Annotated in this window: 14 protein-coding genes; 12 read left to right on the top strand and 2 right to left on the bottom strand. The window is 63.2% G+C overall.

What is annotated here, in order from left to right:
- The first annotated feature begins 75 nt into the window (after nt 1-75).
- From P6U23_RS22130 to P6U23_RS22095, 8 genes are all read left to right on the top strand, one after another.
- Nucleotides 76-450, top strand: coding sequence for a DUF2946 domain-containing protein (locus P6U23_RS22130; RefSeq protein ID WP_407174710.1), 375 nt, complete (start codon nt 76-78; stop codon nt 448-450).
- Nucleotides 451-506: 56 nt separating this feature from the next.
- Nucleotides 507-1,505, top strand: a complete 999-nt coding sequence (locus P6U23_RS22125) for a hypothetical protein (protein WP_407174709.1) — start codon at nt 507-509, stop codon at nt 1,503-1,505.
- A 5-nt stretch (nt 1,506-1,510) separates the two neighbouring features.
- On the top strand, nt 1,511-1,867 hold the full coding sequence (locus P6U23_RS22120; RefSeq protein ID WP_407174708.1) for a copper resistance protein CopC: 357 nt from the start codon (nt 1,511-1,513) through the stop codon (nt 1,865-1,867).
- A gap of 15 nt (nt 1,868-1,882) precedes the next feature.
- Complete coding sequence (copD, locus tag P6U23_RS22115; protein WP_407174707.1) at nt 1,883-2,842, top strand: copper homeostasis membrane protein CopD; 960 nt, start codon at nt 1,883-1,885, stop codon at nt 2,840-2,842.
- 29 nt (nt 2,843-2,871) lie between these two features.
- On the top strand, nt 2,872-3,429 hold the full coding sequence (locus P6U23_RS22110; protein ID WP_407174706.1) for a copper chaperone PCu(A)C: 558 nt from the start codon (nt 2,872-2,874) through the stop codon (nt 3,427-3,429).
- Nucleotides 3,430-3,753: 324 nt separating this feature from the next.
- Nucleotides 3,754-5,073, top strand: coding sequence for a proline--tRNA ligase (gene proS / locus P6U23_RS22105; protein WP_407174705.1), 1,320 nt, complete (start codon nt 3,754-3,756; stop codon nt 5,071-5,073).
- Between the two features lie 74 nt (nt 5,074-5,147).
- Nucleotides 5,148-6,428, top strand: a complete 1,281-nt coding sequence (locus P6U23_RS22100; protein ID WP_407174704.1) for a lipoprotein-releasing ABC transporter permease subunit — start codon at nt 5,148-5,150, stop codon at nt 6,426-6,428.
- Nucleotides 6,429-6,433: 5 nt separating this feature from the next.
- A complete protein-coding gene (locus tag P6U23_RS22095) occupies nt 6,434-7,135 on the top strand; it encodes an ABC transporter ATP-binding protein (protein ID WP_407181542.1) in 702 nt (233 codons plus the stop codon).
- A gap of 51 nt (nt 7,136-7,186) precedes the next feature.
- Here P6U23_RS22095 and P6U23_RS22090 read toward each other — a convergent pair whose 3' ends face one another.
- Nucleotides 7,187-7,456, bottom strand: a complete 270-nt coding sequence (locus P6U23_RS22090) for a DUF3551 domain-containing protein (RefSeq protein WP_407174703.1) — start codon at nt 7,454-7,456, stop codon at nt 7,187-7,189.
- Between the two features lie 133 nt (nt 7,457-7,589).
- The gene (locus tag P6U23_RS22085) at nt 7,590-7,895 is read right to left on the bottom strand and encodes a DUF3551 domain-containing protein (protein ID WP_407181541.1); all 306 of its coding nucleotides are present in this window, start codon (nt 7,893-7,895) and stop codon (nt 7,590-7,592) included.
- A 259-nt stretch (nt 7,896-8,154) separates the two neighbouring features.
- Between P6U23_RS22085 and P6U23_RS22080 the strand changes: the two genes are divergently transcribed.
- The 4 genes from P6U23_RS22080 to P6U23_RS22065 all read left to right on the top strand — a co-directional run bounded on the left by P6U23_RS22080 (nt 8,155) and on the right by P6U23_RS22065 (nt 14,290).
- A complete protein-coding gene (locus P6U23_RS22080) occupies nt 8,155-8,892 on the top strand; it encodes an outer membrane protein (RefSeq protein ID WP_407174702.1) in 738 nt (245 codons plus the stop codon).
- A gap of 164 nt (nt 8,893-9,056) precedes the next feature.
- On the top strand, nt 9,057-9,290 hold the full coding sequence (locus tag P6U23_RS22075) for a hypothetical protein (RefSeq protein ID WP_407174701.1): 234 nt from the start codon (nt 9,057-9,059) through the stop codon (nt 9,288-9,290).
- 518 nt (nt 9,291-9,808) lie between these two features.
- Nucleotides 9,809-13,321: a DNA polymerase III subunit alpha gene (gene dnaE / locus P6U23_RS22070; RefSeq protein WP_407174700.1), complete on the top strand. Its 3,513-nt coding sequence runs from the start codon at nt 9,809-9,811 to the stop codon at nt 13,319-13,321.
- A 228-nt stretch (nt 13,322-13,549) separates the two neighbouring features.
- Nucleotides 13,550-14,290: a carbonic anhydrase gene (locus P6U23_RS22065; protein ID WP_407174699.1), complete on the top strand. Its 741-nt coding sequence runs from the start codon at nt 13,550-13,552 to the stop codon at nt 14,288-14,290.
- Nucleotides 14,291-14,514 lie beyond the last annotated feature (224 nt).

Below are 14,514 nucleotides of genomic sequence, written 5' to 3'. Positions count from 1 at the left end.
CGAGGCGGTCAGCGGCGATCTCGACTCGGGACTCCCGTAGTGATTAGCTACTTGCGCGCCTAACCGGATTTGCGGATGCAGCGGTTGCAACGAAAATTTCTGCCGGTTCTCCTGATCGCGCTGGTGGCGCAGATCTTGGCGCCGATCGTCGCCTGCTGGGCCACAGCAGCCGTGACGTCCGATCCGCTGCAGATAGCCCAAATCTGTCACGGCGCTCCGGGCGGGACCTCAGGTGGGAGCGATCAGGGCGACCCTCGCGCGCATGATGAGGCCTGCATCCTTTGTTGCGCGGTGCAGGCCAGCGCTTCCGGCAACGCGCCGCAGCAAGCCGCCTTTACGATCCCTTACCGCCAAACCACGCGCGTGGTCTGGAGCGCAGCGGCACCGCGGCAGCCACAGTCCCGTATCGGCTCCAATACGCAGGCCCGCGCCCCGCCACTGCCGATGTGATGTCGCGGTCATTCGGCCGCTGAAGCATCGTTCTCAGGCAGTTGCGGAGATTCCCAATGTCCTTCCGTCTCATGCGTACGAGTCTTGCCGGGCTCGGCGCCGCCCTCATTCCGTTCCATCCAGGCGTAGCCCACGAGATCGTCGGCAATCGCTTCTTCCCGGCGACGCTCAGCATCGACGATCCCGGCGTCAATGACGAGCTGTCGCTTCCGACGGTCGACAGCTTCAAGACCGGCGACGATCCGCCGGCGCGGCAGCGCGACATCTCGGCCGAGTTCTCCAAGCGCATCACCGACGATTTTGCGATCTCGCTTGGCTCGACCTACACCTTCCTTCGCTCCGTCGATCCGACGATCGCGGGAGCCAGCGGCTTCCAGAACCTGGAGACGACGTTCAAATACCGGGTGTACAGGAATCCCGAGCACGAGTTCGTGTTGTCGGCGGGCTTGACCGTGGAGTGGGGCGGCACCGGGGCTTCGAGCGTCGGCGCCGATCCCTTCAACACCTACACGCCCACGATCTATTTCGGCAAAGGCTTGGGTGATTTACCGGACACTCTGTCCTGGCTCCGCCCGATCGCGATTACCGGTCAGGTGGGCTATGCGATCCCGGAGCGGAGTTCCACAACCACTTTCGCGCTCGATCCCGACACCGGTGCGCTGACGGCCGACACTGAGTTCCATCCGCGCGTGCTGAACTGGGGCGGCACGATTCAATACAGCATGCCCTATCTGAAATCGTCGGTGATGGATTTGGGCCTGCCGGATTTCATCAATCATCTGATCCCGCTGGTCGAGGCCAGCCTGCAGACGCCGGTGTCGAACACCCTGACCTCGGGAACGTTGACCACCGGCACGATCAATCCCGGCGTGATTTGGGTCGGCAACACTTTCCAGGTCGGCGTGGAGGCACTGATCCCGATCAACCGGCAGAGCGGCAGCAATGTCGGGGTGATCGCGCAGCTTCACCTCTACCTCGATGACATCGATCCACACGGGATCGGCAAGCCGCTGTTCGGCGGCGCCGTGCAACCCGCCAGCCCCTTTGCAAGGTAATGAACATGCGACGCTCGTCTCTGATCGAAACCGTCCCGGTTGTCCTGATGCTCACAACCGGTGCCGCACACGCCCATGCGTTCCTTGACCACGCCGAGCCGCGCGTCGGCAACAAGGTCGCAACTCCGCCGCGCGAGGTGACGCTCTGGTTCACGCAGAAGCTGGAGCCGGCCTTCAGCCACATCACCGTGACCAACGCGGCCGGCCAACGCGTCGACGGCGGCAAGACCCGCGTCAGCGGCAACCAGATGTCGGTCCCGCTGCGCGGGGGCGGCAACGGCACCTATCGCGTGAACTGGCACGTGCTTTCGGTCGACACCCACACGACCGACGGCAGCTTTACCTTCCAGGTCGGGCAGTAGGTCGGCGGCAAGCCCATGAGCTGGTTGGTCGCGGAGATCGATGGTCCGTTGGTGCTGACGCGCGCGATCCATTTCGGGGCGTCGGCGGCGACCGCCGGCGTCCTCATATTCCGAGGCTTGGTGGCCGAACCGGCCCTGCGGGCGGCGCCGAAAGGCAGCGCGATCGTGCGGTCGCGCCTGACGGGACTTGCCTGGGCCCTACTTGTGATTTCCGCCACGAGCGGCCTGATCTGGCTTGCGCTGCAGACCATGTCGATCGCGGGTCTTGGCCTCAATGAGGCGATCAGATCCGGCGCCATGTGGACCGTCCTCGACGAGACGCAATTTGGCTTGGTCGCGGAAATCCGTGCCGCGCTGGCCGTCCTGCTGGCCGGCTGTCTGCTGCTCGACCGCTTCGTGCTGCCGCGCCGGCTCGCGCTCTTGGCGGCGTTGGGACTGGTCGGCGCGCTCGCCTGGACCGGGCATGCCGGATCGACGCTTGGAGAATTGGGCGATCTGCATCTTGCCGCCGACGTTCTCCATCTCTCCGCCGCGTCCGCCTGGATCGGCGGGCTGATCGGACTTCCGGTTCTGTTCGCCGTCGCGCGGCATTCAAGCTTCGAATGGGGATCGCTGCAATCGGATGCTGTCAGGCGGTTTTCCACCATTGGTGTCGCGAGCGTGGCCGTCCTGATCGGATCGGGATTCGTGATCGCATGGATTCTCGTCGGCTCGTTCCGCGCGCTGCTTGTCACCGATTATGGGCAGCTCCTGATGCTCAAGATCGCGGTCTTCGCGACCATGGTCGGCTTCGCCGCGGTGAACCGGCTCTGGCTCACACCTCGGCTCGCGATGGCCGCCAAGAGCGGAGAGGATCGGCGCGCGCTTTCGGCATTAAGACGCAACACTCTCATCGAGCTCGTGCTCGCGTTTGCGATCTTTATCATGGTCGGAGTGCTCGGCACGCTGCATCCCGCCATTCACCTCGTTCACTGAAATCGCTTCAACAAAAAGGAGTAGAACACATGTTGATCCGAAAACTGACGCTGGCGTCGATCGCCTGCGCCGCCTTGGTCGCCTCTGTCGTTGCCGCGCCCGTGCGTGCCGACGACGTCAAGGCCGGCGACCTCGTCATCAGTCAGGCCTGGAGCCGTGCCACGCCGAACGGGGCGAAGATCGGCGGCGGCTATCTGACGATCGAGAACAAGGGCAGCGCGCCCGACCGGTTGATCGGCGGATCATCCGATGTCGCCGCTAGCGTGCAGGTCCATGAAATGTCCATGGAGAACGGCGTCATGAAGATGCGCCCGGTCGAGAAGGGCCTCACCATCGATCCCGGCAAGACGGTCAAGCTCGCGCCAGGCGGCTATCATCTGATGATGATGGATCTCAAAGCGCCGCTGAAGCAGGGCGACAAGGTCCCGGTCACGCTCGAGTTCGAGAAGGCGGGTAAGGTGACGGTCTCGCTGGACATCGAGGGCGTCGGCGCACAAGGGCCGGCGGGCGCGTCGGCCGGCGGCTCGGGCATGGGCGGCAAGATGGATATGAAGAAAATGCCCGATCACTCCGGCATGAAGATGTGAACCTGGCCCGTGCGTCGCCTCGGCCGGCCGTCGCCCCTGGCGGCGCCGGGCGGCCGGGCCGATCCGCGGCCGAACTGGTGCTTCGGAAAACTATCCAAAGGAGGATTTCGGGCCGTTCCCACAATGGGATAGGCCCATTTTTTCAGGCGATGCGTCACGCCTGACGTGTTTGTGTCTTAATCGTGGTTCTAATCTATGCGAGGGAAATGGCTGGAAATCCGATGGCTTAGCGGGTTTCTTTGAAGTCCTCCCTTGTGTTTTGGCGGCTGATCCGGTTTCACTGCAGCCCGCAAACTCCTGATATCGATTCCCAAGGCGCGGCCCATGCGATTGACGCGGTTTTTTCTGCCCATCCTGAAAGAGAATCCGAAAGAGGCGGAGATCGTTTCGCATCGGCTGATGCTGCGCGCAGGCATGCTGCGGCAGGAGGCGGCGGGCATCTATGCCTGGCTGCCGCTCGGCTTTCGTGTGCTGAAGAAGATCGAGCAGATCGTGCGCGAGGAACAGGACCGCGCCGGCGCGCTGGAATTGCTGATGCCCACTCTGCAGCTCGCCGACCTCTGGCGCGAGAGCGGCCGCTATGAGGCCTATGGTCCGGAGATGCTGCGCATCAGCGACCGCCACAAGCGCGAGCTCCTGTATGGGCCCACCAACGAGGAAATGATCACCGAGATCTTCCGCGCTTACGTGAAGTCTTACCGGAACTTGCCGCTCAACCTCTATCACATCCAGTGGAAATTCCGCGACGAGCAGCGTCCCCGCTTTGGCGTGATGCGCGGTCGCGAGTTTCTGATGAAGGACGCATACTCCTTCGATCTCGATGAGGCTGGCGCGCGGCGCTCCTACAACAAGATGTTCGTCGCGTATTTGCGCACCTTCGCGCGGATGGGATTGAAGGCGATCCCGATGCGCGCGGAAACGGGGCCGATCGGCGGCGATCTCAGCCATGAATTCATCGTGCTGGCCGAGACCGGCGAGTCCGCCGTCTATTGCGACCGCGACGTGCTGGAGTTGCCGGTACCGGGTGAGGACGTCAATTATGACGGCGACCTCACGCCGATCATCAAGCAGTGGACATCGCTCTATGCGGCCACCGAAGACGTGCACGAGGCCGCGCGCTTCGAGCGCGAAGTCCCGGTCGAGCGCAGGGTGAACACGCGCGGCATCGAGGTCGGCCAGATCTTCTATTTCGGTACCAAATATTCCGAACCGATGAAGGCCTATGTCGCCGGTCCCGATGGGGCCGAGGTGCCGATCCATGGCGGCTCCTATGGCGTCGGCGTCTCGCGCTTGCTTGGCGCCATCATCGAGGCCTGCCACGACGATGCCGGGATCAAGTGGCCGGAGCCGGTGGCCCCGTTTACGGCGACCATTCTGAACTTGAAGCAGGGCAGCGACGACACCGACACGGCCTGCGAAAAACTCTATCGCGAGTTGATGGCGAAGGGCGTCGATGTCCTGTATGACGACACCGATCAGCGTGCGGGCGCGAAGTTCGCCGCCGCCGACCTGATCGGGATTCCCTGGCAGATCATGGTCGGACCGAAGGGACTTGCGGAAGGCAAGATCGAGATCAAGCGACGTGCGGACGGTGCGCGCGAGAGCATGTCTGCCGCCGACGTGGTGGCGCGGATCGCCGGCTGACATTATCCACCGAGCACGCCTCCCGCAGCGGCCAATCCGGCCACATTTGCCCCGAATCATGGGATTATCGAGGGATGGATGAGACCATGAACGAACCGACCCGAACCGCACCTTTCGCGCCGTTCGAATGGATGCTGTCGGCGCGCTATTTGCGTGCGCGCCGCAGGGAAGGATTCATCTCGGTCATCGCCGGCTTCTCCTTTCTCGGCATCATGCTGGGCGTCGCCACGCTGATCATCGTGATGGCGGTGATGAACGGCTTTCGTAAGGAACTGCTGGACAAGATCCTCGGCCTCAACGGCCATCTCCTGGTGCAGCCTTTGGAGTCTCCGCTCACGGACTGGAAGGACGTTGCCGAACGCATCAGCCAGGTTCAGGGGATACGGCTCGCGGCACCCGTGGTGGACGGCCAGGGGCTGGCATCCTCGCCCTTCAACGCGGCCGGCGTGCTCATTCGCGGCATGCGCGCGGATGACCTGAACAATCTCACCTCGATCGCCAAGAACATCAAGCAAGGTTCGCTGGAGGGCTTTGACGAGGGGCAGGGAATCGCGATCGGCCGCAGGCTCGCCGACCAATTGTCGGTGCATGCCGGCGACAGCGTCACGCTGGTGTCGCCGAAGGGCGCGGTGACCCCGATGGGCACCACGCCGCGCATCAAGCCCTATCGCGTCGCGGCGGTGTTTGAGATCGGCATGTCGGAATATGACGCCGGCATGGTGTTCATGCCGCTCACGGAGGCGCAGGCCTATTTCAACCGCAACAACGACGTCACCGCGATCGAGGTCTTCACCAACAATCCTGATCGCATCGACGCGTTCCGCAAGAGCGTGACCGAGGCGGCCGGACGCCCGATCTTCCTGGTCGATTGGCGGCAACGCAATTCGACCTTCTTCAACGCGCTTCAGGTGGAGCGCAACGTGATGTTCCTGATCCTGACCATGATCGTGCTGGTCGCGGCGCTCAACATCGTGTCCGGGCTGATCATGCTGGTCAAGGACAAGGGCAGCGACATCGCCATCCTGCGCACCATGGGCGCCTCGCAAGGAGCGATCATGCGGATCTTCCTGATCACAGGGGCTGCAATCGGCGTGGTCGGAACGCTGGTCGGGTTCTGTGTCGGGCTCATCATCTGCCTGAACATCGAATCGATCCGCCAATTCCTGTCCTGGGTCACCAACACCGAATTGTTTTCGCCCGAGCTTTATTTCCTTTCAAAGCTGCCGGCCGAAGTCGATTTCGGCGAGACCACTGCCGTCGTGATCATGGCGCTGACGCTCTCTTTCCTTGCCACGCTCTATCCGTCCTGGCGCGCCGCCCGGCTCGATCCGGTCGATGCGCTGCGTTACGAATGAGGGACCTGATGGAGCAGGGGGCGGAAGATGTACCGGTCATCTATCTCCACGAGATCAAGCGCCAGTACATGCAGGGCGATGAACCGCTGACGATTCTCAGCGGCGCCAAGCTGGCGCTCTGGGCAGGGCAGTCGGTAGCGCTGGTCGCGCCGTCCGGCTCGGGCAAGTCGACGCTACTGCACATCGCGGGCCTGTTGGAGACTCCCGATGAGGGCGAGGTCTATGTCGGGGGAGCTCCGACGTCGCAATTGTCCGACGTCGAACGCACCCAGATTCGCCGCACCGAGATCGGTTTCGTCTATCAGTCGCACCGGCTGCTGCCGGAGTTCTCCGCACTTGAGAATGTCATGCTGCCGCAGATGATCCGCGGCCTGAGAAAGTCCGAGACGGTCAAGCGCGCGACCGAAATCCTTACCTATCTCGGTCTTGGGGAGCGCCTGAAGCATCGGCCGGCGGAGCTCTCGGGCGGCGAGCAGCAGCGCGTTGCAATCGCGCGCGCGGTCGCCAACGCGCCGCGCGTGCTGCTTGCGGACGAGCCGACCGGCAATCTCGATCCCCACACCTCCGATCACGTCTTCCAGGCGCTGATGCAGCTCGTGAAGGCCACGCACGTGGCGATGCTGATCGCGACCCACAACATGGAGCTGGCTGGCCGGATGGATCGTCGCGTGTCGATCGTCGAGGGCCAGATCGTCGAGCTGGATTGAGACCGGTCGGCGCTGGAGTTCCGCCCGAAACCCTGGTCGAAGCGGCCCAGCTCAGTAGGCGCGACGATGATGCCGCCGATAGCGAACCGGCGGGTCGCCGATTCCGGCGGTTGCGAAGAACGGATTGACGAGGCACTGCGCAGAGCGGCCCGATGCGGAGGCGTTGCACTGCGCCAGCGAAGTGTAGCGGCACTCGTAGTAATTGAGCGGGCCGTAGACGTGCAGACAGACCGGATAGGAGGGATCATAGGTCTGCGCGCGAACGCTCGCGGATGCAAGGACGGTTCCGAGCGCCAAAAAAGCCAAAACCGGAATGCGCATATCAAAACCTCCCATGCGAAAGATCGCGAGCCGGATCGCCACGTGATACGGCGGTCATGAGGCACCGGATCGCTCTGTCGCGCGCCAGTCAACTCACGTTCGCGCGTGCACTCTCATCGGCTCGCGCTGGTTCTCAGCGCTCCCAATACGGATTCGGCGGATAGGGAACATAGCGCGACGGGAACGGGCGTTTGCGGTTGGGATAGGCGTAGGGGTCATCGCTCGCGCCGGCGAAGAAGGGATTCGCGATGCAGGTCAGAAATCGCCCGGATGCCGAAGCCATGCACTGCGCGTAGCTGTCGAAAGCGCAGTTGCTAAGGCCCGGATATTCGTCGCCCTGGATGCAGAACGGATGGCGCACGCCCACGGCATTTGCCGGCTGGTTCCCAAATGTCGTTGCAGCGCCCAGAGCAAGGACAACCGCGGCAATATTGCGCATACGGCGCATGTGCATCTCCCATAAGTTCTTCACACACTTGGCACAGTTTCGCCGCAATGTGTGAGCGTTCACGTGCTTGTAATCGAGCCTGGAACCACTGCAAATCAAAAGTTCCACAAGTGCTTACGCTTGCACCGTTAATTTGCATCGAGGAGGGCGGCGCTTTCGATGCGAGTGTTGCGCTCCAGTTACAGCAATTCCCGCTGACGCTGTTATGACGCGTGCGGCCCGGGGGCCATCAAAAGGAATCGAAAACGAAATGACGAAGAAATTGCTGCTTGTGACTGCGAGCATCGTCGCCCTCAGCGCGGCGGCGCCCGCATTTGGCGCAGACTTGGCTGCGCGTCCTTACACCAAGGCGCCGCCAGCGCCGGTGGCCGCGATCTATGACTGGACCGGCTTCTATATCGGCATCAACGGCGGTTGGGGCTCGAGCCACAATTCCTGGGACTTCCTCGGCGTCGTGCCGGAAGGCTCCCATGACGCGACCGGCGGCACCGTCGGTGGTCAGATCGGCTATCGCTGGCAGTTCGGCCAGTGGGTGTTCGGTGTCGAGGGCCAGGGCAACTGGGCCGACTTCAGCGGCTCCAACGTGAGCACCGCCTTCCTGGCTGACAGCAACCGGACCAAGATCGACGCGTTCGGCCTGATCACCGGTCAGGTCGGCTATGCCTTCAACAACGTGCTGCTCTACGCCAAGGGCGGTGCTGCGGTGACCAGCAATCGCTTCAGCGTTAACTCGGCTCTGACCGGCGTCGAGCTCGCGAGGACCGACGAGACCCGTTGGGGCGGCGCTGTTGGCGCTGGCGTCGAAGTCGGCTTCGCGCCGGGCTGGTCGGTTGGCGTCGAATACGATCACCTGTTCATGCAGGATGGTACGGTGACGTTCGTCACGCCGGCCGGTGCCGTGGCTTCCGATCGCATCCGTCAGGACGTCGATCTCGTGACCGCGCGCATCAACTACAAGTTCGGCGGCCCGATCATCGCCAAGTACTGATCGCCTAAACGACTGATCTTTGACGCGTTAAGCGGCGGATCGAAAGCCCCGGCCTCGTGGCCGGGGCTTTTGCTTGTGTGGCGAGGCGAACGACCATTTGGAGCCGGGATCGTGGATTCGGCCTGATAGCGGAGAGGCCGTAGTTTCCGGGGGGCGTTGAATTGATGCCGCGCAAAGCCACCCGGCGACTCGGTCGTATTTTTCCGTTCATGTTCGAGGTGGTGGTCGAAAAGCGCGGCAGATCGCGATGGGAGTGGCGTGTCTGCAACAGCGCCGGCAAGATCATGATGTCCGGCTGGGAAGATAGTCGGAACGGAGCCAAGTACCGCGGCGATCGCGCGCTGTTTCACCTCCTGCTCGCCTCACCCGGCCCAGACGAGCCGCCGTTTCCTGACTAAAGCGCGATGGGATTAGGTCGAATCGCCATCGCGCTTTGGATTCTTGTTTGAGCATGATCTCTTCGGAAAACCGCTTCACACTTTTCCGGATCATGCTCCTATAGTCGCAGGCTACCGCGATTGTTGGCGGCTCCAATTAACCAACCCGAGGGGTTTCAGGACGCCACGGTCGGGGCTTGCCTTGACGCAAGAACAAAAAAGGAACAATGTTCTCTCTATGTTCTTCGTCCGTGGAGGCAGTGCGATGTTGAAGATCTTCGTGGAAGAGGCGGCGGCGCTGGCATCAATCACGCTGTTCGTCGGCATGATCGCGGTGTGGGCGCAACTCATTTCCCAGCTCTGATTCTGACAGGAATCCGGCGCTGGGGAAAAGCTGGACGGCGGTGCCAAACCTGCGTTGGTGCGTGGACTCTTTACGCCGGGGCCATCACCATATTGGAAGCGAGTCGGTGGGGCGAGGGTGCCTCGAACAAGGCCGCACATCGCCCTGACCCACGCAAGCTTTGATCCACCCAACCATGTCCAGCGCCGGATTCGTCCATCTCCACGTCCATTCCGCCTATTCGTTGCTGAAGGGCTCCATCAAGATCGCCAAGCTCGGCGAGCTGGCCAAAGCCGACCGCCAGCCGGCGCTGGCGCTGACCGACACCGACAACATGTTCGGGGCGCTGGAATTCTCCGACAAGATGGCCGGCTACGGCATCCAGCCGATTGTCGGCTGCGAGCTGGCGGTGGATTTCGGCGATATGGATCCCAATTCGCGCAATGCGCATCTGGCAACGCCGGCGCGCATCGTGCTGCTCGCCGCGCGCGAGCGCGGCTACCGCAGCCTGATGCGGCTCAACTCGCGCGCCTTTCTGGAAACGCCGGTCCATCAGGCGCCTCATATCAAGTTCGATTGGCTGCAAGACGAAGCCGAGGGCCTGATCGCGCTGACGGGCGGTCCGGACGGGCCGATCTCGCTCGCCCTGCAACACGATCACGCCGCGCTCGCGGCCTCACGTTGCGAGCGTCTCGCCGGCGTGTTCGGCGATCGCCTCTATATCGAGCTGCAGCGGCACGGCATGGACCGCGAGCGCAAGGTCGAGGGCGGCCTGATCGACATCGCCTATGAAAAAGGCCTGCCGCTGGTAGCAACCAACGAGCCATATTTCGCCAGCACGGACGATTACGAGGCGCATGACGCGCTGCTCTGCATCGCAGGCGGACGCCTGATTGCCGAGACCGATCGCGAGCAGCTCACGTCCGATCACCGCTTCAAGACGCGCGCGGAAATGGCGGTGCTGTTTGCCGACATTCCCGAAGCCTTGGCCTCGACGGTGGAGATCGCCGAACGCTGTTCGTTCCGGCCACTCACGCGCAAGCCGATCCTGCCGCTTTTCACGGTTGGCGCCGGCTCCGGTGCCGAGGACGCCGCAAGCGCGGAGGCCGCCGAACTGCGCAAACAGGCGGAAGAGGGGCTGGACCGCCGGCTGAAGATTCACGGCCTCGCGCCGGGAATGACGGAAGAGGACTATCAGAAGCGGCTTGCCTTCGAGCTCGACGTCATCACCCGCATGAAATACGCGGGCTACTTCCTGATCGTGTCCGACTTCATCAAATGGGCGAAGGCGCACGACATTCCGGTCGGACCGGGCCGCGGCTCCGGCGCGGGCTCGCTGGTCGCGTGGGTTTTGACCATCACCGATCTCGACCCGATGCGGTTCAACCTGCTGTTCGAGCGCTTCCTTAATCCGGAGCGCGTGTCGATGCCCGACTTCGACATCGACTTCTGCCAGGACCGGCGCGGCGAGGTGATCTCGTATGTGCAGCAGCGCTACGGCCGCGATCAGGTCGCGCAGATCATCACCTTCGGCACCCTGCAGGCGCGCGGCGTGTTGCGCGACGTCGGCCGCGTGCTGCAGATGCCGTACGGCCAGGTCGATAAGCTCACCAAGCTGGTGCCGCAGAATCCGGCTGCGCCGGTCACACTGGCCGCCGCGATCGAGGGCGAACCCAAGCTGCAGGCCTTCCGCGACGAAGATCCGGTGGTGGCGCGCGCTTTCGACATCGCGATGCGCCTCGAAGGCCTGACGCGGCACGCCTCCACCCACGCTGCCGGCATCGTGATCGGCGATCGCCCCTTGAGCGAGCTCGTGCCGCTCTACCGCGATCCGAAATCCGACATGCCGGTGACCCAGTTCAACATGAAATGGGTCGAGCCTGCGGGGCTCGTCAAATTCGACTTCCTCGGCCTGAAGACGCTCACGGTGCTCGACGTCGCGGTCAAGCTGTTGAAGCAGCGGAATGTCGAGGTCAGCCTTCCGACATTGCCGATCGACGATGCCGAAAGCTACCAGATGCTGGCCAGGGGCGATGTGGTCGGCGTGTTCCAGGTGGAAAGCCAGGGCATGCGGCGCGCGCTGATCGACATGCGCCCCGACCGTTTCGAGGACATCATCGCGCTGGTCGCGCTCTATCGCCCGGGCCCGATGGCGAACATCCCGACCTATTGCGCGCGCAAGCATGGCGAGGAAGAGCCGGAATATCTGCACCCGCTGCTGGAACCGATCCTGAAGGAGACGTTCGGCGTCATCATCTACCAGGAGCAGGTGATGCAGATCGCGCAGAGAATGGCCGGCTATTCGCTCGGCGAAGCCGACCTCTTGCGCCGCGCCATGGGCAAGAAGATTCGCGCCGAGATGGACAAGCAGCGCGAGCGTTTCGTTGCCGGTTCGGTGAAGAACGGCGTGCCGAAAGGGCAGGCGGAAACGATCTTCGAGCTGCTGGCCAAGTTCGCCGACTACGGCTTCAACAAGAGTCACGCCGCAGCCTACGCGCTGGTGTCGTACTACACCGCCTATATGAAGGCGCACTACCCGGTGGAATTCATCGCGGCGTCAATGACGCTCGATCTCAACAACACCGACAAGCTCTCCGAATTCCGCGCCGAGGCACAGCGGCTCGGCATCAAGGTCGAGCCGCCCTCGATCAACCATTCCGGGGCCACTTTCGAGGTCGCCGACGGCAAGATCCACTATGCGCTCGCGGCCTTGAAAGGCGTTGGCCCGCAGGCGGTCGAGCAGATCGTGGAGGAGCGCAGGAAGAGCGGCCCGTTCACCTCGCTCGCCGATTTCGCGGGCCGGGTCAGCCCGCGCGCCATCAACAAGCGCATCATCGAAAGCCTTGCCGCGGCCGGCGCTTTCGATGTGCTGGATACGAACCGTGCGCGCGTGTTTGCGGGCGCCGAAGCGATCCTTGCCGCCTGTCAGCGGAGCCATGAGGCGGCGAGCAGCGGCCAAAACGACATGTTCGGCAATGCCGCCGACGCGCCGACCATCATCTTGCCGCAGGTCGAACCATGGTTGCCGGCGGAGCGGCTCAGGCGCGAATACGATGCCATCGGCTTCTTCCTTTCCGGCCATCCGCTCGACGACTACGCCACCGTGTTGAAGCGGCTGCGGGTGCAGTCCTGGGCGGAGTTTTCCCGTGCCGTGAAGTCCGGCGCCACCGCCGGCAAGGTCGCGGCGACAGTGGTGTCGCGCATGGAGCGCCGCACCAAGACCGGCAACAAGATGGGTATCATCGGCCTGTCGGATCCGACCGGGCATTTCGAGGCGGTGCTGTTCTCCGAAGGCCTTGCGCAATATCGCGATCTCTTGGAGCCCGGTGGCGCCGTGCTCTTGCAACTAGGGGCCGAATTGCAGGGCGAGGACGTGCGCGCGCGCGTGCTGCACGCCGAGCCATTGGATGACGCCGCTGCCAAGACCCAGAAGGGCCTTCGCATCTTCCTGCGCGACACCAAGCCGCTGGAATCGATCGCACGGAGGCTTGCGGCGCCGGAAGCCGCAGCCGCCAATGGTGCCGCGGTCAAGGTTCCGGCGCCAGCAATCGCGCCGCGCGGAAATGGCGACGGCGAGGTCAGCCTGGTCATGATGCTGGACCTCGAGACCGAGGTGGAGATGAAGCTACCCGGCCGCTTCAAGGTCTCGCCGCAAATCGCCGGCGCGATCAAGGCGGTCGCGGGCGTCGTCGACGTGCAGCAGCTATAGAGCCATGAGCGGCTATCGAAACCGTGTTCACGCATCCGAAGCCTTCGGTCCGGCGGACGGACCGATTTGCATGCGATGGCGGTAATCGAGCTTAGCTATTTGGGCCCGGCGTCTCGCCAACTGAGTCTGTTCTGTCAGGGTTTCGCGGTAGAATCGCCGCCTCGATCGCTGCCTGCGTCAAGCGTCGTCGACGCGCGGACGCGGCAACCGGTGAGGCGGAGGAGAGCCATGTGCGAAAGATGCACCCAAGATCTCAGTCGTCCTCTCGTGCCGTCGCGGCGCTCCGTCGTTCTGCTCGCAGCCTCGGCGCTCGGCCTGTTGGTTGCAGATAGCGCCGGTGCAAAGGAAGCGAAAGCGCCGCCCAAGCCGGAAAACGTGCTATCGCCGGATGCGTCGCTGAAGCGTTTGATGGAAGGAAATGCCCGCTACGTTGCCGGCGTCTCACGCCGCCATGACTTCAAGCATGAGCGGGGTGCGCTCGTCGGAGGGCAGAATCCCTATGCGGCGGTCTTGAGCTGCGCCGATTCGCGCGTCGCTCCCGAATATGCCTTCGATACCGGACGCGGCGACCTGTTCGTCTGCCGCGTGGCAGGGAATTTCGCCGCGGACGAAACGGTCGCCAGCATGGAATATGCGGTTGCCGTGCTGAGCACGCCGCTCATTCTGGTGCTTGGCCATGACAGTTGCGGCGCGGTCGCCTCGACCATCGCCTCGCTCAAGGATGACAAGACGCTGCCGGGGCACATACCGTCGCTGGTGAGCGCCATTGCGCCGGCGGTGAAGACCGCAGCGCAGCAAAGCGGCGATGCGCTCGACAATGCCATCAGGCAGAACGTGATCGACAACGTCACCAAGCTGAAATCGGCAATCCCCATTCTCAGCACCGCCGTTGACCAGAACAAGCTGAAGGTGGTCGGCGGCATCTATCGCCTGCACACCGGCCACGTCGACTTGTTGGCTCACGCGTGAAACCCGAATCGCTCCCAAGCCGCCCAGACGACGGCCGCAAAGTTACGCCCGGGGCGGGTCTCGAGCGTGGCCCGCATGAGGATCTGAGGCCCCAAACCCAGGCCCCGTTCGCGCAGCGCAAGATTTCTTTTCGGCTGGCCCTTCGGCCATAATGCCAGCAATTTTTATTCAAGTGATATTCAGCTCCTGTCGCGCTGAATGCGTGCATCGTGATTGATGGGGCG

The sequence above is a fragment of the Bradyrhizobium sp. STM 3562 genome (genome assembly GCF_045571435.1).
Lineage (GTDB): Bacteria > Pseudomonadota > Alphaproteobacteria > Rhizobiales > Xanthobacteraceae > Bradyrhizobium.
The sequence above is the reverse complement of the archived record's forward strand: the minus strand, read 5'-3'. Positions and strand labels throughout refer to the sequence as shown.

Bases quoted from the DNA above. Each gene is read 5' to 3' on its own strand.
- P6U23_RS22100 (WP_407174704.1), top strand. From the start codon at position 5,148: ATGGATGAGACCATGAACGAACCGACCCGAACCGCACCTTTCGCGCCG.
- P6U23_RS22130 (WP_407174710.1), top strand. From the start codon at position 76: ATGCAGCGGTTGCAACGAAAATTTCTGCCGGTTCTCCTGATCGCGCTG.
- P6U23_RS22080 (WP_407174702.1), top strand. From the start codon at position 8,155: ATGACGAAGAAATTGCTGCTTGTGACTGCGAGCATCGTCGCCCTCAGC.
- P6U23_RS22085 (WP_407181541.1), bottom strand. From the start codon at position 7,895: ATGCGCAATATTGCCGCGGTTGTCCTTGCTCTGGGCGCTGCAACGACA.
- copD (WP_407174707.1), top strand. From the start codon at position 1,883: ATGAGCTGGTTGGTCGCGGAGATCGATGGTCCGTTGGTGCTGACGCGC.
- proS (WP_407174705.1), top strand. From the start codon at position 3,754: ATGCGATTGACGCGGTTTTTTCTGCCCATCCTGAAAGAGAATCCGAAA.
- P6U23_RS22120 (WP_407174708.1), top strand. From the start codon at position 1,511: ATGCGACGCTCGTCTCTGATCGAAACCGTCCCGGTTGTCCTGATGCTC.
- P6U23_RS22125 (WP_407174709.1), top strand. From the start codon at position 507: ATGTCCTTCCGTCTCATGCGTACGAGTCTTGCCGGGCTCGGCGCCGCC.
- P6U23_RS22075 (WP_407174701.1), top strand. From the start codon at position 9,057: ATGCCGCGCAAAGCCACCCGGCGACTCGGTCGTATTTTTCCGTTCATG.
- P6U23_RS22090 (WP_407174703.1), bottom strand. From the start codon at position 7,456: ATGCGCATTCCGGTTTTGGCTTTTTTGGCGCTCGGAACCGTCCTTGCA.
- P6U23_RS22110 (WP_407174706.1), top strand. From the start codon at position 2,872: ATGTTGATCCGAAAACTGACGCTGGCGTCGATCGCCTGCGCCGCCTTG.
- P6U23_RS22065 (WP_407174699.1), top strand. From the start codon at position 13,550: ATGTGCGAAAGATGCACCCAAGATCTCAGTCGTCCTCTCGTGCCGTCG.
- dnaE (WP_407174700.1), top strand. From the start codon at position 9,809: ATGTCCAGCGCCGGATTCGTCCATCTCCACGTCCATTCCGCCTATTCG.